General features: G+C 42.7%; 17 protein-coding genes and 1 riboswitch. Of the genes, 8 read left to right on the top strand and 9 right to left on the bottom strand.

Annotated features, from left to right (window positions below):
- The first annotated feature begins 40 nt into the window (after positions 1-40).
- The 3 genes from WMZ97_RS12040 to WMZ97_RS12030 are packed head-to-tail and all read left to right on the top strand — an operon-like array spanning position 41 to position 4,067.
- Positions 41-517 (top strand): MarR family winged helix-turn-helix transcriptional regulator, encoded by a 477-nt coding sequence (locus WMZ97_RS12040; protein WP_343272339.1) that lies wholly within the window; start codon positions 41-43, stop codon positions 515-517.
- Positions 511-2,235, top strand: coding sequence for an ABC transporter ATP-binding protein (locus tag WMZ97_RS12035; RefSeq protein WP_343272338.1), 1,725 nt, complete (start codon positions 511-513; stop codon positions 2,233-2,235). The genes WMZ97_RS12040 and WMZ97_RS12035 overlap by 7 nt, the downstream gene beginning before the upstream one ends.
- Entirely contained in the window at positions 2,232-4,067 is a 1,836-nt protein-coding gene (locus WMZ97_RS12030; RefSeq protein ID WP_343272337.1) for an ABC transporter ATP-binding protein, read from the top strand. Before WMZ97_RS12035 ends, WMZ97_RS12030 begins: the two co-directional genes overlap by 4 nt.
- A gap of 33 nt (positions 4,068-4,100) precedes the next feature.
- On the opposite strand, the gene WMZ97_RS12025 is transcribed toward WMZ97_RS12030, so the two are convergent.
- Complete coding sequence (locus tag WMZ97_RS12025; RefSeq protein WP_343272422.1) at positions 4,101-5,528, bottom strand: SEC-C metal-binding domain-containing protein; 1,428 nt, start codon at positions 5,526-5,528, stop codon at positions 4,101-4,103.
- 182 nt (positions 5,529-5,710) lie between these two features.
- Positions 5,711-5,911: a hypothetical protein gene (locus tag WMZ97_RS12020; protein WP_343272336.1), complete on the bottom strand. Its 201-nt coding sequence runs from the start codon at positions 5,909-5,911 to the stop codon at positions 5,711-5,713.
- Positions 5,912-6,185: 274 nt separating this feature from the next.
- On the opposite strand from WMZ97_RS12020, the gene WMZ97_RS12015 reads away from it, so the two are divergent.
- The gene (locus WMZ97_RS12015) at positions 6,186-6,776 is read left to right on the top strand and encodes a superoxide dismutase family protein (RefSeq protein ID WP_343272335.1); all 591 of its coding nucleotides are present in this window, start codon (positions 6,186-6,188) and stop codon (positions 6,774-6,776) included.
- A gap of 383 nt (positions 6,777-7,159) precedes the next feature.
- On the opposite strand, the gene WMZ97_RS12010 is transcribed toward WMZ97_RS12015, so the two are convergent.
- Positions 7,160-7,996: a ribonuclease YeeF family protein gene (locus WMZ97_RS12010; RefSeq protein ID WP_343272334.1), complete on the bottom strand. Its 837-nt coding sequence runs from the start codon at positions 7,994-7,996 to the stop codon at positions 7,160-7,162.
- Between the two features lie 638 nt (positions 7,997-8,634).
- Between WMZ97_RS12010 and WMZ97_RS12005 the strand changes: the two genes are divergently transcribed.
- Positions 8,635-9,177, top strand: a complete 543-nt coding sequence (locus WMZ97_RS12005; protein ID WP_343272333.1) for an NADPH-dependent FMN reductase — start codon at positions 8,635-8,637, stop codon at positions 9,175-9,177.
- Between the two features lie 370 nt (positions 9,178-9,547).
- Here WMZ97_RS12005 and WMZ97_RS12000 read toward each other — a convergent pair whose 3' ends face one another.
- Positions 9,548-10,282, bottom strand: coding sequence for a Cof-type HAD-IIB family hydrolase (locus WMZ97_RS12000; protein WP_343272332.1), 735 nt, complete (start codon positions 10,280-10,282; stop codon positions 9,548-9,550).
- A gap of 522 nt (positions 10,283-10,804) precedes the next feature.
- On the opposite strand from WMZ97_RS12000, the gene WMZ97_RS11995 reads away from it, so the two are divergent.
- The 3 genes from WMZ97_RS11995 to WMZ97_RS11985 all read left to right on the top strand — a co-directional run bounded on the left by WMZ97_RS11995 (position 10,805) and on the right by WMZ97_RS11985 (position 14,218).
- Positions 10,805-11,443, top strand: coding sequence for a phosphate signaling complex PhoU family protein (locus tag WMZ97_RS11995; protein ID WP_343272331.1), 639 nt, complete (start codon positions 10,805-10,807; stop codon positions 11,441-11,443).
- A 444-nt stretch (positions 11,444-11,887) separates the two neighbouring features.
- Positions 11,888-13,486, top strand: a complete 1,599-nt coding sequence (locus tag WMZ97_RS11990) for a Na/Pi cotransporter family protein (protein WP_343272330.1) — start codon at positions 11,888-11,890, stop codon at positions 13,484-13,486.
- 180 nt (positions 13,487-13,666) lie between these two features.
- Positions 13,667-14,218, top strand: coding sequence for a ribosomal eL19 family protein (locus tag WMZ97_RS11985; RefSeq protein WP_343272329.1), 552 nt, complete (start codon positions 13,667-13,669; stop codon positions 14,216-14,218).
- Here WMZ97_RS11985 and WMZ97_RS11980 read toward each other — a convergent pair.
- The 5 genes from WMZ97_RS11980 to WMZ97_RS11960 are packed head-to-tail and all read right to left on the bottom strand — an operon-like array spanning position 14,120 to position 20,389.
- On the bottom strand, positions 14,120-14,815 hold the full coding sequence (locus WMZ97_RS11980) for an ECF transporter S component (protein WP_343272328.1): 696 nt from the start codon (positions 14,813-14,815) through the stop codon (positions 14,120-14,122). The genes WMZ97_RS11985 and WMZ97_RS11980 overlap by 99 nt on opposite strands.
- A complete protein-coding gene (locus tag WMZ97_RS11975) occupies positions 14,791-16,455 on the bottom strand; it encodes an ABC transporter ATP-binding protein (RefSeq protein ID WP_343272327.1) in 1,665 nt (554 codons plus the stop codon). Before WMZ97_RS11975 ends, WMZ97_RS11980 begins: the two co-directional genes overlap by 25 nt.
- Positions 16,392-17,315 carry an energy-coupling factor transporter transmembrane component T gene (locus WMZ97_RS11970; RefSeq protein WP_343272326.1) on the bottom strand — a complete coding sequence of 308 codons (924 nt, stop codon included), beginning with the start codon at positions 17,313-17,315 and terminating at the stop codon, positions 16,392-16,394. Before WMZ97_RS11970 ends, WMZ97_RS11975 begins: the two co-directional genes overlap by 64 nt.
- Positions 17,309-18,175, bottom strand: a complete 867-nt coding sequence (locus WMZ97_RS11965; RefSeq protein ID WP_343272325.1) for a DUF4430 domain-containing protein — start codon at positions 18,173-18,175, stop codon at positions 17,309-17,311. Before WMZ97_RS11965 ends, WMZ97_RS11970 begins: the two co-directional genes overlap by 7 nt.
- A 57-nt stretch (positions 18,176-18,232) precedes the next feature.
- A complete protein-coding gene (locus WMZ97_RS11960; protein WP_343272324.1) occupies positions 18,233-20,389 on the bottom strand; it encodes a DUF4430 domain-containing protein in 2,157 nt (718 codons plus the stop codon).
- A 181-nt stretch (positions 20,390-20,570) separates the two neighbouring features.
- A riboswitch (cobalamin riboswitch) is annotated at positions 20,571-20,762 on the bottom strand.
- Between the last annotated feature and the right edge of the window lie 299 nt (positions 20,763-21,061).

The raw sequence follows: 21,061 nt of genomic DNA, 5'->3' as shown, positions 1-21,061 counted from the left end.
AGTTCATATACGAACCATATAACATTGGATGGTGTGTAACATGAATAAAGAAAATAATAAATTAGATCCAGCGATGGAATTAATGCATTCCTTTTGGAAGCTGCAAAAGAGCATGATGCATTGCTTCAAAATAACCGTGGCGAACAATGGGCTGTCCGTACCCATGTTTGTTGTGTTAATGGCCATTGCCCATCACGAAAAGGAAATGATGCAAAAAGATGTGCAGATGAAAACAAATTTTCCAAAAAGCACACTTAGTCAAGCGGTCGAGGGACTTGTTCAAGCCGGTTTAATTCAGCGGCAACAGCGGGAGGAAAACCGGCGGGAAATACATTTGTCCATCAGTCAAAAGGGCCGCGACTTGATGCAGCAGCTCCCTTCCCAGGACGACAGCATCCATTACAAATTTCGTCAGGCGGTGGAATCCTTGTCAGATCAACAAATGCAAGAACTGCTAGCGATAAATAAACAAATTGCATCTTATCTTTACGACGCAAGGAGCGATTCAACATGCTAAAACTATTAAAGAACATCAAGGTCTATAAATGGCTGATGTTGACCGTTTTCGTGCTCATGTTTGCGCAGGCCATGTCCGAATTATATCTGCCTACATTAATGGGTGACATCGTGGATCATGGCGTGGTCACCGGCGATGTCGGCTACATTTGGAAGATTGGTGGCGTGATGCTGCTGGTTGCGGCAATTGGTGTGACCGTATCCGTATTAGCCAGTTATTATTCAGCGAAAATAGCTATGGGGCTTGGCCGGGATATTCGGCGCAACGTATTTACCCATGTACAGGATTTTTCGCTAAAAGAATTCGACGAGGTTGGCACCGCATCGCTTATCACACGGACGACCAACGATATTACCCAAATTCAGCAGGTGCTGATGATGCTGTTGCGAATGGTGATTATGGCGCCATTCATGATGATAGGCGGAATTATTATGGCCGTCTCCAAGGATGCCAAACTGTCGCTGGTGATTGTCGCCACCATGCCTGTTTTAGCGGGGGCAGTCATCCTGATTATGAAAAAAGGAGTTCCACTTTTTAAAGCTGTCCAGGAAAGATTGGATAAACTAAATAGGGTGATGCGGGAAAATCTCACTGGCGTGCGTGTCATTCGGGCATTTCATCGCGAGGAACAAGAAGCAGATCGCCTGCAGGATGCCAATGCCAATTTGACCAATGTTTCGATCAGGGTGAATAAGCTCATGGCGTTCATGATGCCAACGATGATGCTGCTGATGAATATGACAATCGTTGCCATTATTTGGTTTGGCGGGATACGAATTGATCACGGCGGCATGCAAATTGGCGATCTGATGGCATTTATTCAATATGTGATGCAGATTATGTTTGCATTAGTGATGGCTTCGATGATGTTTGTCATCGTCCCACGTGCATCGGTCTCAGCCAACCGGATCAATGCCGTGCTCGAACAAAAACCAAGCATTTATGATCATGGCAAGCATTCGGCAGACAAATTACCTGGGACACTGGAATTCGATCATGTTTCCTTTCGTTACCCAGGTGCAGAGGAACCCGCTTTATCTGATATCAGTTTTACGGCTAGGCCTGGGGAAGTAACGGCAATTATCGGTGGAACTGGCTCAGGCAAATCAACACTGGTCCATTTAATTCCACGTTTTTATGACGCTACAAGCGGGACGATACGTGTAAATGGTACTGACATTCAAGCAGCAACACAGGCCGAAATCCGTTCCAAAATTGGGTTTGTCCCACAACAGGCAACGCTTTTCACTGGTACCATTGCCGATAATATCCGCTTTGGAAAAGAAGATGCCACAACCGAGGAAATCATGCATGCCGCAACCATTGCTCAGGCTGACGAATTTATCCAAGACATGGAGAACGGCTATGAAACCAATGTGGAGCAAGGTGGAACCAATGTATCCGGCGGGCAAAAACAGCGCTTGTCCATTGCCAGAGCGCTTGTCCGCAAGCCAGATATATACTTGTTTGATGATAGTTTTTCGGCACTTGATTACCGTACGGATGCGAATTTACGCGCAGCCTTGAAAACAGAAACCAATCAGGCTACCGTCCTAATTGTTGCCCAACGCGTCAGTACGGTACTCGATGCAGATCGAATTATTGTCCTTGATCATGGCCATGTAGCCGGTATTGGCATCCACAAAGAATTGGTAAAATCCAATGACGTCTACCGGGAAATTGTTGCATCACAGCTTGGAGAGGAGGAGATCGCATGAGTAAAGATACCTCCCGCGGACATGGCGGCATGATGGTGTCCGGGCAAAAGCCAAAAGATTTCAAAGGTACATTTAAACGTCTATTATCCTATTTAAAACCGCGTCGAAAACGGTTGATTCTCGTATTTTTCGCCGCCATATTCAGTACCATTTTCATGATTTTAGGTCCAAAGATCATGGGAAATACGATAACGGAATTGTTTGAAGGAGCATATGCCAAATTGCAGGGCGTTCCTGGTGGCGGTATTGATTTTGCGAAAATCGGGCAAATGTTGTTATTACTTGCGGGGTTATATGTCGTTAGTAATCTATTTAATTTGCTGCAGCAGTACCTAATGGCTAGCGTGGTCCAGCGTACAGTCTATGACATGCGGACGGATGTATTTTCCAAATTGAAAAAACTGCCGCTCAAATACTATGATGGACACGCACATGGGGACACGTTAAGCCGGGTAACGAATGACATTGATACAATCGCCAACACCCTGCAACAAAGTTTGACACAATTTATCCGCTCGATCATTACGATTGTCGGAATCATCATCATGATGTTAACCATCAGTCCCTTATTGACCCTGATTGCACTCGTTAGCCTGCCATTATCCGTGTTTGTGATCAAGCCATTTTTGAAAAAGTCACAGCGGTACTTTGCCAAGCAGCAGCGAACATTGGGCAACCTCAATGGCCATATCGAGGAAATGTATACCGGCCATCAAGTAGTAAAAGCATTTGGACAGGAACGTAAATCCCAGCAAACATTTGACTTGGTAAATGAGGAACTTTACCAGACTGGAAAAAGCGCCCAATTTATTTCCGGGATTATTATGCCGGTGATGTCGTTTATCGGGAATTTGAGTTATGTGTTAATTAGTATTGTAGGTGGTGTATTGGTTACCCAGCGCGTCATCTCGATTGGGGATATCCAGGCATTCATTTCCTATTCAAAGCAATTTAGCCAGCCAATCACCCAAACGGCCAACATTGCAAATATCGTCCAGGCCACAGTTGCCGCCGCCGAGCGTGTTTTTGAACTGCTGGATGAGGAAGAAGAAGTGAAGGAAACGCCATCCCTTGGCACAGATCGAGCCAAGACCAGAGGAGAAGTTGCCTTTGAACATGTTGACTTTGGGTATGGCCAGGAGCTGCTCATCAAGGATATGAATATTCATGTTTCACCGGGTCAGACGGTGGCCATTGTCGGTCCTACTGGTGCTGGAAAAATCACCTTGATCAACTTGCTCATGCGTTTTTACGAGGTTAACGATGGGAAAATCACCATCGACGGTAAAGATATAACAACCATTTCCCGGGGTGAACTTCGTCGCAGCTTTGGCATGGTACTGCAGGACACGTGGTTGTTCAACGGAACCATTAAAGAAAACATCGCGTACGGAAAAGATCATGCGAGTGAATCGGAAATCATGGCTGCCGCCCGCGCTGCACGTGCAGATGATTTTATTCGCACACTGCCGGATGGCTATGAGACGGTATTGAACGAAGAAGCATCAAATATTTCTCAAGGACAAAAGCAGCTCTTAACCATTGCCCGTGCCATCCTGGCTGATTCACCAATCATGATCTTGGATGAAGCAACGTCCAGTGTCGACACACGAACAGAGGTATTTATCCAACAAGCAATGAATGAATTAATGGAAGGAAGAACAAGCTTCGTGATTGCACATCGCCTTTCCACCATTCAAGAAGCTGACCTCATCCTTGTGATGGATAAAGGAACCGTCATCGAGCAAGGAACACATCAAGAACTGCTAGACCAAAACAGATTTTACGCAGACTTGTATCACAGCCAATTCTCAGACAAAAGAGTAAGTTAATCAAACCCAGCCTCCTTTTTAGGGAGGCTGGGTTTAAAAGCTAGGCCTAGCTTTTTTAGGGAAGCTGCTGAAAAAGTGAAATAGATTCGTTTGAAAACATCTGTATCCTGGACGTTTCTGGCTTGCTCTCGCACGTTTCGGCCTTGTTCCCGCACGTTTCTGGCTTGCTCCCGCACGTTTCGGCCTTGTTCTCGCACGTTTCAAGCCTGCTCTCGCACGTTTCGGCCTTGTTCCCGCACGTTTCAAGCCTGCTCTCGCACGTTTCGGCCTTGTTCCCGCACGTTTCAAGCCTGCTCTCGCACGTTTCGGCCTTGTTCCCGCACGTTTCAAGCCTGCTCTCGCACGTTTCGGCCTTGTTCCCGCACGTTTCAAGCCTGCTCTCGCACGTTTCGGCCTTGTTCCCGCACGTTTCAAGCCTGCTCTCGCACGAATTTCCGAAACGTGGCCGGAGCTTGTCCAAATCGGGACACAGGTCACGCGCGATACGGGATGGCCCTCCCTCCAAACGAGACACAGGCCGTGCCATACGAGTCTAACCTCACGATCTCCCACAGCATTTTTTATATTTTTCCCACTACCACAAGGACATGGATCATTCCTGCCTACTTTTACTTGTTTTTTACTACTCTCGCCTAAAGGTGGTCTGCTTGCTGGTAATGGCCTTAATGTCTCTTGGTTACGCAATTCAGATGACATATAGCCTTTAAGAAACCATTCCCTTGTATGATTCATCAAGTCAATCACTTGATTCATTAAGGCTTGAACGGACTCCATACTGGTAAATTCAAGTGTGCCCCCTAAAAATTGCAGAACATCATTGGGACTATCACCTATTCTTGTAGCATACACACATTCTTCGACCAAACCGTCCGCTTCTTGCTTATTCATTTCATAATTTTGAGTAAGAAAATGAACGAATTGCACATAGCTTTTGTTTCGTTCCACAAAACCTGGTTCACCGGCCTTCATAAGTTGTCCTTTCTTAAATGGGTAGAAAGGCAGGTCCTTTCTCATCTGATGTTCCTTTTTTACCCTTTTTGGATCAAACACCCTAATATTTGAGAAACCATCTTCATCAGAATGGAAAACATTATGATAGGAATTGACACGATGCATCACCGTCAAATATGTTGGAATGTCAAGTGGTGTTCCGGTATACATTTTCACCATTTCTTCCAATTTAAATATACTTAATGTTCCATAGTAATATAAGAGTCCAAGGGTCAGCTTAATCCATTCCGTATTCCTTTGCACAATAGAAGTTACATTAGGATCACTTTCTAGTGGCAATACTGAATCGATCAACTCATCCGGTAACGCCAATACCTTTTTCCCTGCAAATGTACCGGAATAAACGATGCCACTCGTTCGAAAGTATTCTATTTGATCTTTGTTTAAATTGGGGAATGTATGGTAACCACCGTTCCGCGCAATTTCGGTTAGAATATGGAAACGCTCCACGTCCAACTACAAGCACATCTGCCTCAATTTTCCCGGTATCTTTTCTTGTAAAAGTGCGATTAATTCTGCTTTCTTCAAGCCGCTTGCATTTTTTATATCTAATTGTTTCCTGATTTCATCCAGTTCATATTTCGTATATTTATTCAATCCATCATTGAGCGTAAAAGGAACTCAATTTTTTGTCAAAGCGTTTTATCCCGCTTATCTTCCATATCCCTTTGCATCTCTTTTAACCCCGCCAATGCATCCATTAACTTTTCCTGTACTTCATTATCTACCTTTTCATCCAAGTATCTCACCCCTAGTAACTGTTGGTATGCTTCATTAATTGTATCATGAATGAACATTCGTGTTGGATAATGCATTCCTTTTTGCAAGTTCAATAGTTCCCTTCATTATTAACACTTTTACTTTCTATCAAACCTAGCGTGCGACTTCCAAATTTAATGGTGCTCTCAACCGTTCTAATCGGAACCTCTATCAAATTTGATATGCTCCCGCCCCTTCTATCAACAAACAGTGCGAGATAGAGAGACGTTTGTTCATATACTGCTTTTTAATCCTTGGTACTTAAGAATGATTTCCTTCTCAACTGGTTTACCCGGCCTCATTTACGTTAATTATGATAGTAACCTTGAATCGGAAAGGAGCAATATAATGACACGCAGGATTTTCATGCTATTTCTATTAACTATTGCAATTGTTTTAACGGCATGCAGCGGGAACGCAGATAAGGATAATAGCAACAAGAAGGACACCACGGATAAAGAGGAAACGGCTACTCAACAAGACAAGGATGCGCAAAAGGTTCAAGTTGACTTGAATAATGGGGAAGATGAATCAGTTGGTACCGCGACATTAACGCAAGACTCGGATGGAGTGGAAATTACACTTGAAGGCGAAAATCTCCCAAAAGGCACCCACGCTTTTCATATACATGAGAAAGGCCAATGCGAAGCACCAGCCTTCGAATCAGCGGGAGGGCATTTCAATCCTGATGATACGAAACATGGGTTCGATGCCTCAGACGGGCCGCACGCTGGAGACATGCCAAATATTGAAGTTGGAGAAGATGGCACCGTAAAACAATCATTTCTTGTAAAAAATGTCACGTTAAAAAAGGGTGAAAAGAACTCTCTTTTACGTAATGACGGGACCTCTCTCGTCATTCATGAAGGTGCTGATGATGGAAAATCACAACCAGCAGGAGATGCTGGTGACAGACTGGCCTGTGGACCCATAAAGTGAAACTTCACTTAGTGGAGGCCAATAAACTTAAAGAATCTTGTGCAGGCATCGCCACAGGACGTGACAATGCCTGCCTTTCCTTCCCAAATGACGACGATTCAGACAGATTCGTAGTCCCACTTGAAAAAAAGGAGATAATTCAATAAGGCTGCTGAATAAGTGAAATTGACTTGCTCTCCCCGTTTTAGACTCAGGATTCGACCCGTCTTGACGCGACACAGGTCCATCTTGACACAGTTCCCGCACGTTTCGGCGCTGCTCTCGCACGTTTCTGTACAGTTCTCGCATGTTTCGGCGCGGCGCCCGCACGTTTCGACGCTGCTCCTGCCCGCTTTCGACCAAGTAGGTCTCAATTAAATCTCCCTATTTGCCTAACAAGATTCCTAAAGTGACCGCATCATCCGAAACCCATATCCAACCGTCCGTTTCTCCCATTTTCGCTGCACATATCTCACTGTTGCTCCCTGCACTGGCGCAATGCGCGGCAATGGTCCGCTCGAATCACTAGGCGCAGCTGTTTCCGAGGAGAACTCATAATTCTGATTCATCCCTTGTATGCCCTTCAACAATTGGTCATACGCATCCACACCAGCGAGCTGCTTGGCGGAATAACCCGCAACACGAAGATCCCCGCTCACATGCTTTTCATTTATTTTTGCTACATATTGCTTCATGACCTGAACGTCATTTTCAATATTTTCCATCATGGCCGTTTGATCGGTATCATAGGCATGCAGCTTTTCAACCGCTTCATAAATCTGACTTCTTCCTTGCGTTAATGTAAACAGGAATTCTTCATCATCTACATAAGGAAGCGAAACGATATCTTTTACCGACTTAAGTAACGCATTCGTTTCATCGGTCAAATGAATGGTCACTTGCTCCGCCTTTTTCAACCCGTCTACCAAATCACCCTCCAAAAACTGTTGATGGATATAACCATCTTCATCGGGTTCCAGATCCAGCAGCCGACTCTCCATGCGGTGCAACACATCCCGATAATCCACAATAAACCTTTCCAGAAACAACAAAAAAGGCAGATGTAGTTCCTCATAAAACGAACGAATTGCCTGCGCACCCTTCCCACGAAAGGAATCATCCAGCATCACAACCGCCTTTACCCGCTCCTGCAGTTGTTTCACCTGATCTTCCAACCTATATAAACGATCCTTCGTATTCCTAATCCCCTTCAGTAAACCACCCACATGCAAAACCTTCATATAAACCAACACCCCCAAATACCTTACAGAACATAAGATCAGTTCCTCTTGGGCACGGTCTCTTGTCCCAGTTACGCAAAAGCTGTTCTCTCTCTTTTTCACAGCTACTTTGCAAAACTATTTTATTAATTCTATCTATATTATATGGTAAATACCTGCCATTTCGAAAGGGGTAGAAGGTACTGTTTTTTTCTATAGCTTGTGAAATGTCCAACTTTTTTACAAACAGAATGGAACAGAAGGTCATTTCAGGCGGGACAAGCAACTTATCCGGAACCAACGAAAACACCCTGCTGTCAAGCATGATTGGTTCGCTGTGCGCTCGATCTACTTTCTGGTCGGCTTGATCAACTTTGTACCTTACCGATCTACTTTACAAGCTATCCGATCTATTTTCACATACATACAATCATAAATCATGCAAAATACCCGGTACCAGAAATAACCCGCTCCGCACACATCCAAGTCATTTCCAAGCAAATTGGTTGAATTAAAGTTGCCGATAGGATAGGCTTCACATGGAACGATACATCCAGCAAACATAGCTAGATGCATAAGACTTAAACCACTGATCGGGCACTCCAATCATGAATAAGCCATAAAAGCAAATGGTTCTATATAGAAAAGAGGTTATCCTATTGAAACTTGTCGGAATTTCAGGAGCGTTGGCCGGTGAAAAAACATCGCTTGCTGTCAACGATGTGTTGGTCGCGGCTAAATTAATCGACCCATCCATACAGACAAAATTGATTGACTTAAGGGATTACGAGGTGGAGTTTTCGGTTGGTGCTCCTTTAGTTGATTATAACGAGGATACGTGGGATGTCGTGAATACGATAGCGTCTGCCGATTTCCTGGTATTTGGCACCCCTATTTATCAAGCATCCATTTCTGGTGCATTAAAAAACCTGTTAGACCTTTTCCCCGAGAATGCTTTCAAATATAAAGTAACCGGAATCGTAGCCACAGGCTGGTCCAACAAACATTTCCTTGTACCAGAATATCAATTAAAGCCGATCCTATCTTATCTAAAAGGATTAGTGCCAACAGGGAATGTCTTTATCCAAAATGATGCCTTTAACGAAGAAAGTGAGGAAATTATTGATCGTACTGTTGCCAAGCGAATTCAAAACCTCGCCAACGAAATGATTTATTTGCAACGTGGGATCAATAATAGGTGATCGCTTGTTTTTGCAGGAAAAAGTTTGACTGAACTTAAGTCATTTGTACAGTCTGCTGTCGCACGTTTCAAGCCTGCTCTCGCACGTTTCAGGCCTGCTCCCGCACGTTTCGGACTTGTTATCGCACGTTTCAGGCCTGCTCTCGCACGTTTCGGACTTGTTATCGCACGTCTCAGGCCTGCTGTCGCACGTTTTGGACTTGTTCCCGCACGTTTCTGGTCTGCTGTCGCACGTTTTGGACTTGTTCCCGCACGTTCCAGGCCTGCTCTCGCACGTTTCAGCCCGTTTTCTTCTAAACGATTATGAAAGGTATTTTTTCAGTGATCTCAAAACTTGAAGTGGTAGTCCTACAGCCACAGGATTTAGCAGGCTAAAGCACATATTTCTTGATTGCCTTTGCTACCCCGCTTTTATCATTCGAATCGGTCACCGCATCTGCCACTTCCTTTAATTGCTTTGTTGCGTTTCCCATCGCCACACCAAATCCCGCAGCTTTTATTAAACGGAAATCGTTCATATTATCCCCGATCGCCATTACCTCTTCCATCGTTATCCCTGTATGCGCACAAACTTTTCGGATACCAGATTCTTTCGTTTTTCCTTTTGGACCAATCTCAATATTCGTTGAAGAAGAACTCGTCATTTCTATCGCCGGCAAAGTCTGTACCTGTTCCCTGATTTTTTCTAAAATATGTACATCACGATGCCGCATGCCAAATTTAAGCCAATCCTTTGTAAGCATTTCCTTTGTCCAGTGGCGCTTTCCAACCAGACCATCCACATGATATCCCCAAAAATTTGCGTCATATGATCCTGCAAGTTGGTGCAAGGCGCGAATATCATTTATAGGAATAATCGATCGTTCCAGTAATTCACCTGATTCCCCCCATACCTCTGCTCCATTCACCAATACTATGGGCGCATGCAATCCTAATGTTTTTTGATACTTCCCAACCCGTTGCCTACCCCTGCCAGTGGTGAAGACCACCATAACTCCCGCCTGTATTGCCCGATTGATCCATTTCTTATTTTTGGCAGAAATCCGTTTATCGAACGAAAGCAGTGTTTCATCTAAATCAATCGCTACTAAACGATAACGAACCATCCAATCCCTCTCTTCTACTGTAAAACTGATATGCCTAGCCCCCAAAAGGCTGCATCATATTTGTGAAGACTTTCATAATTTATTACTATGCATCGTATTCACGTTAATGTGGGGACAAGTCAAGTACCCTGCCACAAAAAAGCGATTGAACTTCTCGTCCCATGATCAACTTTCATGCTGACTCGATCGACTTCTTGACCAACTCGATCAACTTTGTCTCCAGTTCACTTTTTCTTGGACGAAGTAATTATCCCGTCAATAATCATCACAGGAGAAAAACCAATCACGTTTCGCATATTTGACAACGCTTTCAAAATATGGTTTAATATTAGATACTTTCATCACAAATAACGAATTGGGCCATGGAGATCCACACCGAACTTTCCTTGTTTGGAAAGCGCGTTTTGTGGGTCATATTTTTTTATTTGGTTTCATATGCTTGTAAGATGGGAATACATTGATTCAGCATTTTTCGTATAATGATCTGGATTCTCTCTATCAATTTAGCAAAGGGGTGAAATAATGCTGATCCGAGACAATTACTACGATCATAAACGCGGGCAGATTCAACAGCTTGTTTTGGAAGTATTGGATAACCTGCAGCAAATGATGGAGCACTTTGATACGTATTTGGTCAAACCAACAAATGACAATAAGGCGTTTATTTTAGAAAACGAAGACTACATTGATTCTAACGAAAAGAAAGTAGAAAAATATATTTTAGAAATTATTTCACTGGAGCAATTGGACACATCCGCAATCAAATGGTTGTTTGCCATGAGCCGGATCATTCGCGAACTGGAGCGGGTTGGTGATCAATTAACCAATATTATTACGATTAGCGATGTCATCGACACAAACATCCTACGCCCAATGATTCGATCATTTTTTGATTATGAAAAAGACATGATGACCTGGCTGACAGCCGGCATTCAGGATGATAATGCCGAAAAGCTTCATGACGTTATGTCACATGATGCCTATGTTAATCATTTAAACAAAGAGACTTACCAGGATTTGGTAGATTTAATTAATGAAGATGAGCAGTTAACCGAGAGTAGATTGAAGATGGTTATTATTAGCCGGTTTTTGGAACGGATCGGGGACCATTTGGTTAATGCGGCACGAACCTATAAAGATGCCATTGAGGTGTATCAGTGATTGGCATGCGAGTGGTGGAGCAATCCTTATTTTAGGAAAGTTACGAGCATGTTTGGGGAGGTTGTCCATTTTTTCGTGATGGTACTGCACCGACTCAGGAGAGAATCTATTAATCTCGAGCGAAAACTGATTGATTTTGGGCCACGTCATACTTTTTCGGGCGGCATATGGCCAATTTCGAGACACAATCGCGTTTCTCGGGCGGCAACAACCCAGTTCGGAACTACAATCGCACGTTTTCGGGCGGCAACAACCCAGTTCGGAACCACAATCGCACGTTTTCGGGCGGCACGCAGATGGTTCGGCCAGGGAAACGTACGCTATCGAAATCCAACGATGAGATATAATCGCGAAATAACATCTTCTACGCTTTGAAACGGCAATTGTTTCCATCTTGCAAACCACATAGCAATTAAGGAGTATTAGATAGAAAGAGGAATTATAATGTTAGCTAGTATATTAGGATTTTTTGGCGGCTTAGGGATCTTCCTTTATGGCACGCATCTATTAAGTAACGGCTTGCAAAAAGTCGGGGCATCGAAAATGCGCAAGTCCCTCGCTGCCATGACAAATACACGATGGAAGGGCATTTTAAGCGGAATTGGTGTGACATTTTTCCTGCAAAGCAGCACGGTCACAAACATTCTGGTAGTCGGCTTAGTAAGCGGCTCGATCATCACGCTGTCGCAAGCATTTGGTATTGTGCTTGGATCTGCGATTGGGACAACGCTTACGGTACAAATTTTAACGTTTGATGTAGCAAAGTATGCATCCATATTCATTTTTTTGGGAGCTATTTCCATTATTTTCTTGAACAAAAATATCTGGAAATCGATCGGCCAAATTGCACTCAGCATTGGCTTTATTTTCTTTGGGATCGGTGTAATCACGTCTTCCCTGGAACCGTTGAGCGAAAATGCCAATGTCCTGCACTTTCTGGTTACGCTATCAGATAAACCAATTTTATTCGCGCTCATTGGCATGGTTTTCACCGCACTCATGCATAGCAGTGCCGCGATGATTATTATCGGAATTGCTTTTGTCACTTCAGGTGTGCTTACACTGCCAGCTGTTTTACCACTCGTTCTCGGGGCAAATGTTGGGGCAACCCTGCCTGTGGTCGTCTCCAGTTTATCCTCGCAATTGGAAGGAAAAAAACTGGCCATATTTTATTTTTTATTTAAAGGCATCGGCGTCATCATCGCCATGTCGCTGCTTTCGTTTATAACAGGGTGGGTAGATCTATTACCCGGCGATCCCGAGCGGCAAATTGCCCACTTTCATACCATATTTAATATTGCGATTGCTATGTTGTTCTTCCCATTCTTACCATGGATTGCCCAACTATTCAAACGGATTTTCCCGCAGCAGTCAGCGGTACCTGAATTTCAAATTCGGCTGGACGAGGGGCTGTTAGCCGTACCGGAAGAAGCGTTAATTAGCAGCAAGGATGAGATTTTCCGATTGGCGGAAATGGTCCGGGAAAATATGATTAATCAGTTAAAAGGATACATTGATGGCACCGTTACGAAAGAAGACATTGACAAAGTGGAACAAACGATTGATGCCTCGTATGTCCAGATACAGCAATACCTGTTAAAGCTTGGACAGCGCGACTTATCAAGCACCCAGTCCAACGAAGAAGTGAAGCTGTTAAACATTTTGAATGATATTGAACACATTGGCGACATTGTCATCCGGTTTATTAGTAAAGCGGAGAAAGTTAGTGAAAAGAATATTTCATTAAGCGGAAAGGATCAAGGCCAACTAACCGAATTGCTCGGATATATCGAACAATCTTATGCAGACTCATTAACAGCATTTAAGGAAGATGACCGGAAAATAGCACGGAAAAACATCCAAACCCAGTCGACCATCAACCAATTTGAAAAGGACGCGAAATTCGAACACTTTAACAACCTGATCACCAAACAAGAACATAACCCAGACATCAGCGCCGTTTACCTGGACATCGTCAACCAGCTCATGCAGGTTTATCATCATAGCATGAACATCTCACGTACGGTGTTAGGACTGATTTAGAGGCTCGGCGAGGTTACGGAATTTGTAATTAAACTTGACAGGATAAAGTGAAACTTCATTCAGTGGTGGTTTCCTTTTCTCCCCCGCACCGATAGGAGACCACTGAAAAAGTTCCTTTCGTAATCGTTTGGAAGAGGGCCGGGCCGGAAACGTGCGAGCGCCGACCCGTATCGTGCGGGGATGCGGCCGAATCGTGCGGGAACTGACCCGAATCGTGCGGGAATACGGCCAAATCGTGCGGGAACTAACCCGAATCGTGCGGGAACCGGGCCAAATCGTGCGGGAACTAATCCGAAACGTGCGGGAATACGACCAAATCGTGCGGGAGCTGACCCGTATCGTGCGGGAACTAACCCGAATCGTGCGGGAATACGGCCAAATCGTGCGGGAACCGGCCCGAAAACGTGCGAGCGCCGGCCCGTATCGTGCGCCAGCAAATACGAAATGTGTGGGATGCGTGTCTATTTCATTTTTCAGCAGCCTCCATCGGATGAAGCAGTTAGCCAGTTTATTATGTCTAACCAAAGAGAAGTAATCTTGTCCTTGAGGAGGGCGGTTACTTCTTTTGGTTTAGGAACGACAATGGTTATAATCAACGTAAGCGTAGCTATTTGTACCAAGCCGGCTGATGAATCATGGGTTTTCTTTAACAAACAGCCCATACTTCCGCTGAAACCGCTCTATTATCCGAATCCACGACGTACTAAACAATGCCAGAAAGAACACATTTGACAGCCCATGGGCAAGGTCAAACCAAAAGCTGGCACTATAATAGGCAAGCAGTTCTGCCCAGTTAAATTCCTGCATCAAGCCAAGAACAACCCACAAGTTCATAAACCACCCGAAGATAAATCCCATGACAAACCCATAGATGCATCTTCCAACGATGTGTTTCATCAGCCATCGATTGCGCATCAGACCGGCAATGAGCCCAATCATTCCCCAAGCGTACATTTGCCACGGTGTCCATGGTCCTTGCCCTAAAAAAAGATTGGAAACAATGGCGGCTAAGACACCAACAACGAAACCACTTTGTGGGCCTAATACAATGGCCGTTACAATAATCACAAATGTGGTTGGCTGTACACTCGGTAATGATGCAAATGGAACACGACTCACGGCCGCAATTGCTCCTAAAATGGCCAGCATCACCAATTCTCTGCTTGTCAATTTCTGCTTGGCAAATCGAGCCATAAATGGTGTAAATGAAGCGATCATAATCAATAAGCTAAAGATGAGATAATGACGGGAGCTGAGTAATGTAAACCCTATTAGCACAATAAGAAGTAAGATAGCTAATCCGATCAAATATTTTTTTGTAAACGCCATTTTCGTTTTGCCTCCTGCAATGTAACGACAGTTGGAACGTCCATTTTTCGCGTTATTCGATTCATAACCGTTGTATAGTACATGTTTTCCTGAAAAAATTGTCTCGTATTCTCTGTTACCGTAATATCCCCTTGAAAAATCATACTGCATCGTGTTGCATAGGAAGCGGCGAATTCCACATCATGTGTTACCATCATAATGGTCATCCCCTCTTCCATCAGGGATTGTAAGGTGGTACCTAATTTTTCTTTTGCTTGGGGATCGAGTCCTTTTGTTGGTTCATCAATGAGTAAAATAGATGGGTTAACTAATAGTGCGCCAATCAGCGCTGCTTTTTGCCGTTCCCCACCACTCAAATCATACGGATGACGATCCTTGAAGGATGCAAACTGAAATTTATCCAACCACGTTTCAATAACTGTTTCTGCATTTTCCATTCCAAAAGCGTCTGCAATGGAACGGTATTCTTTCATAAGGCTATCCTGAACAAAAAACAAAGCAGGGTCTTGCGGAAGATATCCGATTTGACCTGCATCGATTCTTTTTTGTTTTTTTCCGTTGAACGTTACGTATCCATGCTGCGGCTTGACGATACCACTGATAACCTTTAATAAGGTCGACTTTCCTGAGCCATTGGCGCCAAGGATGGCATGCCATTCTCCCCTGGCAACCGACATGGACAGGTTATTCAAGACAAGTGGTGTGTATCGATCATATTGAAAATCAATTTCCTTTAGTTGCAAAAAATCTTTATGATGATCTTCATTAACTGTAGCTGCCTGTTGTTCTGATAAATTCGTTTCCATAATCTGTTGCCGATCAAGCCATTGTTTCGTACCTTTCACATTTACTGGGATACATTCAGGCTGTACCTCATCACTATAATTTAAATAAACCTTCGACGTAATAGGCAAATATTGTTGAAGGTTAGATTGACTGGAAAGTTGACGAATCACCTCTTTGGGTGCATCAAAATGGGTAATATAACCTCCTTCCAGTACCATCACCTTATCTGCTATCGAAAACAATTCTTCTAATTGATGCTCGACGACAAGAATGGTAATACCAAATTCATCGTTTACGCGTTCTAATGTATGGAAAAACTCCCTGGAGGCAATCGGGTCCAATTGCCCTGTTGGTTCATCAAGCAATAAAACTTCTGGATCTAAGAGTAGAACAGAAGCAAGATTAAGAAGCTGCTTCTCTCCTCCAGATAATTCATGGGTTTTTTTGGCCAACAAATGGTTTAAGTCGAAAAAGTGTACCATCTCAGCAACCTTTTTACGCATTTCAGCCGTCGAGCAGCCAATATTCTCTAACCCAAATAAGAGTTCATCCATGACATTTTCCATCACGATTTGATGATCGGGATGCTGAAATACCATCCCGATATCCTTTGCCCGTTTGACAGCGGGATGGTTTTCCAGTTCTTTTCCTTTATATAAAATATGTCCATGTCTCCTACCGTGAGGAGCGATATCATGCTTGATTAATTGTAGAAGTGTTGATTTCCCACTGCCGGATGGTCCACAAAGAACAATAAACTCCCCCTTATTGACGGAAAAATTAATGTTCGTTACCGCGCTTGTTTGTGCATCCGGGTAGGCAAACGTGATATTTTTCGCTGATAAAATTTCCACTTGATGACTTCCTTTCCCTCTGCCAAATTAGGAAAGCCGATAAGAAATATCCACATAACCATAAAGATATTTTTCCACTCCGTCTTCCAGATCGTTTCCAACTCTGGTAACAGCTGGAGTGTCCCCGCATTTATCCGCCAACCATAGAGCAACATGAGACTTAAAACGATGAAATAACCAAATGCTATCCAGTCTCTTCGCTTCATCTCATACGCCTGATAGTTACTTCTTTTCTGCAGGCCATACCCTCGTGCTGTCATGGAGTCTGCAGCCTGGATGGAATCTTCCAGCGAACCCGTTAGTAGCATTTGTACTAATTGCATTCCATTTTTGGCACGTCTCGGAATCGACCCTTGCTTTAGCGATAATCCCTTGACGGTCTGAATCATTTCCATTTCTTTTATTTTTCGTTGCAAAACCGGGACAAATCTCATGGAAAGCATAATCAAAAGCGCCCATTGCGGAATGACCCTGGAAAATAAATATAAAAATTTGTCCGCGGGTATGACGATATTGAAGGTAACAAACAGAGCTAAAATTCCTGCCAGCGTCGAGGCAATCATCACACCTTGAATAATCGCTTCTAACATAACTGGATTATCAAATAAATAGAATAGGATATGGTTGCCCCGCCGATTAAAGATTGGTGTTAGGACAAGGATAAACAAGCTCATGAGCACAATAGCCCAACACCATTTTTTTAATCTCTGTCCCTTATCAAGCAAAAAGTTAAACCAAATAATGAGAATCAATGCGACCAGAAGGAAAATAGGGTGCTGATACAGCATCAGCCCAGCTATAACCAGAACATAATAGAGAAATAGAATAAATGGATGATAGGAACGAATTCCTCTTACCAATCCTCGGAGTCCTCCAAATAGTTCGTAGTATAGTTCCAATTGATCGCGTCCCCTGGTTTAATTGGCCATATCCCTGCACTTCGGTCAATCATTTTTCCATTTACCCGGATATGCCAGCCACTCAGTTCTCCCTCATCAAACTCATACAAATTGTCGATTCCCTCCACGTAAGCAGATGCCTTCGATCCCCGAACACTAATTTGAATCCCTTTTTCCTTTAAAATCTTCCGCGTGACATCTAACACCATATCTCCATCTTTCATCGGAACGTTTGTATCCGATAAGATAGTCCCTTTGACATCACCAGTTGTAACGGAAACTGTAACTGTTTTTGGAGGCGTCTTCTTTGTTTTTTCTGGCTGTTTTTTACTTTTATCCTTTTTGGAATCTTTTTTTGTATCCTGCTTTGAACTTTGCTTTGAAGCCTGTTTCGTTTCTTTTTTAGATGTGTTTTTTGAAGCCGGTTTTGATTCTTGTTTTCCCGCTTGCTTATCTTTAGTAGAACTAGCAGAATTACTATTGCTTTTACTGGACGAATGAGAAGATTTTGTATCATTCGTTTTGCTATCCTTTTCGGATGATGAACTAGATTTAGAATGGGATTTACTTTCACTTTCACTTTTTTTATTTTCATCGTTTTTATCTTGCTTATGAGAGGTATGTGCATCTGATTTGGAATCCGCTGTCTTTTTCTTCTTATCATTCGTTTTATCAACCGATTTTGCTGTGCTTTCCTGACTGCTGTCTTCACTTGTTACATGATGGCTATCTGCCTCTGATCCAGTCTTACTTGTCCCACAGCTTACTAAAAGCGCAAAAAAGATCCCAATCATGATAAAAATGAATAATCTCTTTTTCACTAGAATACGCCCCTTTTTTGGGTAACCCTATGAACACTGGGTTACCCAACATATAAATTATAACTTGGCAGATTTTCTTCTTTTGATAACCAGGAGAACCGCTCCCACCATCACGAACAATAACCCTATTAATAAATAATTGAACATTGTTGTCGCTGTATTTGGTAATTTATTGCCAGAATCACTTCCGGGTGTTCCATCATCGTTTGAAGCTGGTACTAGGGTATTATTATTATCATTATCATCATCGTTAGCCTGGTTATCACCACGATCGATACCATTATCGTTTGGATTTGTTAAATTCCCTGGTTTTTCTGGATTCGGATCCGGGTTCGTTGGATTCTCTGGTTCCTCTGGATTTGGATCTGGTTTAATTGGATCCTTTGGTTCTTCCGGATTTGGATCAGGCTTTGATGGATTCCCTGGTTCCTCTGGATTCGGATCCGGTTTTGTTTGATCACCTGGTTCTTCTGGCTCTTCACCAGCGCCATTATCGATTACAGGTTGTTGGTATACTAAACCTGAATCATTACTATATTTTTCATATGCGACATAAGCAAGTAAAGCCTGCTCAGATGACATCGGCATGGAATTGCTATCGAGCACATGCGAATAACCACCATCATCTTGTTGGAATTCCGCTAAGTGTTCTAATAGATTTCCACCATCTTTGGTAAACAGATCACCTGTTGGATCTATTCCTAATGAACTTAAGGCAACAATCACTTGCGATATGGACTCACTCGTATCTCCACCGGTAAATGTTTCATAAAAACCACCATTATTCTCTTGTTCCTCTGAAAGATAATTAACTGCTCGGTCAGTCGCCGCTTTTACCTCTGGATTATCCTGATAAGGTGCAAGAGAAGCTAACACCATGGCCGTAATATCAATTGTAGGATCACTTCCGAAAAGCGCCCATCCACCATTATCCTTTTCTTGCTTAAGAATAGATTCAATTAGATTTTCTCTATATCCCTCTGGTACATCATAATGACCACTATCAACCGCGATTAAGGTATAAATATCACCATTAATTCCTGGATAAGGGTTGTTTTCGTCGTCGACTAATATATCAATAAGGTCATAATCAGTTACATCCTCGCCGAGCAGCGATAAAGCAATAATAATCTTTTGCAATTCAAAACTTCTAAATTCTCCATTTGCCTCTTTAACTTTTTCTTTAACAGAATCTATATAACTATCAGGAACTGGATAATCCGTATGTGCTAATCCCCAAATCCACCATTCGCTTCCATATTCCAATGAAATATTCTGATCAACATAGTTAAAAAGATCATCCATATGTTGTGTTACATCATAATTTGCTTTATTATCTGATGATTTATCCGATTCATCTATTTCATCTGAATCACTAGGTATATCCTGATCTGGTGAATTTTCGTCAGTATTCCCTTCACTTGGTTCTTCATTTTCTTCTTGCTCCCCATTATCTGAATCCGAAGCGTCATCAAACGATTGAACTTCGAGTTGAACAGTATCTCCGTCTTCCAACCTGCTTTGCACAGCGCCTTTCTGTGCGGCATCACCATTAATAGTTAAATTCCAATAATCGTTTTCAGCTAGTTCCGTATCATCTATGTTATTAATAAACGTAAATAAATCCTCGTCTACGGATACATCAAGATCAACATCTTGTGCTTTAGCTGCTTGATATAATGCATCATAGGCTGTACTTCTTATCGTTAAATCAACTTCTGTTTCGTCAATAACAGGATTGTCCTCCCCATCTACCGCTGAAACGGTAACTGTCATCGTCGGGGCGTTCATACCATCTTCCATGGATACAGTAGTAAATGTTAAATTATCTCCATTTTTAACTTTATACGAAGACACGCCAACATCCGAATATACCCCCTGTGTATTGAATGACCAATAGTATGGCATATCCTCCTCGACGTCACCTATTTTGGTAATATAGTGGCCCATACTACCATATTCCTTTGTCTCTAGTTCAATATTATTTTGATCTGTTGCAGCTTTTAAAACATCATAAGCATCATCTCCTGGATCAAAGCTTACGGCTGTTAACGGCAAAACTTCTTCCCCTTCATAGTTTTGTGCCGAAACCGTGACAGCGCTTTCCAAAGAAGCAGCTTCTATAGTTATTGGATGAAAACCAAGAATATTGCCCAATACCAACAATAATGCAAAAAATAACATGAATGGCTTTAATAGTTTTTCATTCATCATTATTCCCCTTAATAGTTTCGTATTTTACACCTTTTAGTTGAGAAATTTGTGCAAAAAAATACATCTCTTCAACCGAGAGATGTAAGCTAATAATATGTGTCAACAACATTATGTAAACGTACGTATATACACGTATATTTTAATGTATTCATGTGTAGGCACACCTCCTATACTCGTAGGTTGAATGGTGCAAAAACAGGCAGTTATCCTGGCTCATGGTCTTCATTTTCTATCACCTTCCCATCAATCGACAGTGGTATATCGATAGAAAACTCACATATACAGTGGCGGTACCGCGTCGGCTTTTAACCGAACTTCCCTTTTCATGACATAGAAATACTTCTATAAGTCAACCCGTTTTTAATATTCAATTGTTTTAATTATAAGTAATAAAGGTATGGCTGTCAATGACGGTATGTGTCAAGTTTTTCTCGACGCTGCTTTCATACCAATATTTCAGGCACTATCATTTTGTACACTTTATTCGGGCTACCGCGCTGTCGCTTGCTGGCCCCGATTTTGAGGTAACGTTCTACAGCCCAAGAACGTAACCCCAAAATCAGAGTATAATTTATTTAAAGCTTTTAACTAAATTACCCATGGCTGTAGAATGGGCCGTATATAAGCCTATAGCGCCTTGTCTAGTTCCCACTGATGGACGAGTTGGGTTAC

It is taken from the genome of Lentibacillus songyuanensis (genome assembly GCF_039548255.1).
In the GTDB taxonomy this organism is placed as follows: Bacteria; Bacillota; Bacilli; order Bacillales; family Amphibacillaceae; genus Lentibacillus_C; species Lentibacillus_C songyuanensis.
The sequence above is the reverse complement of the archived record's forward strand: the minus strand, read 5'-3'. Positions and strand labels throughout refer to the sequence as shown.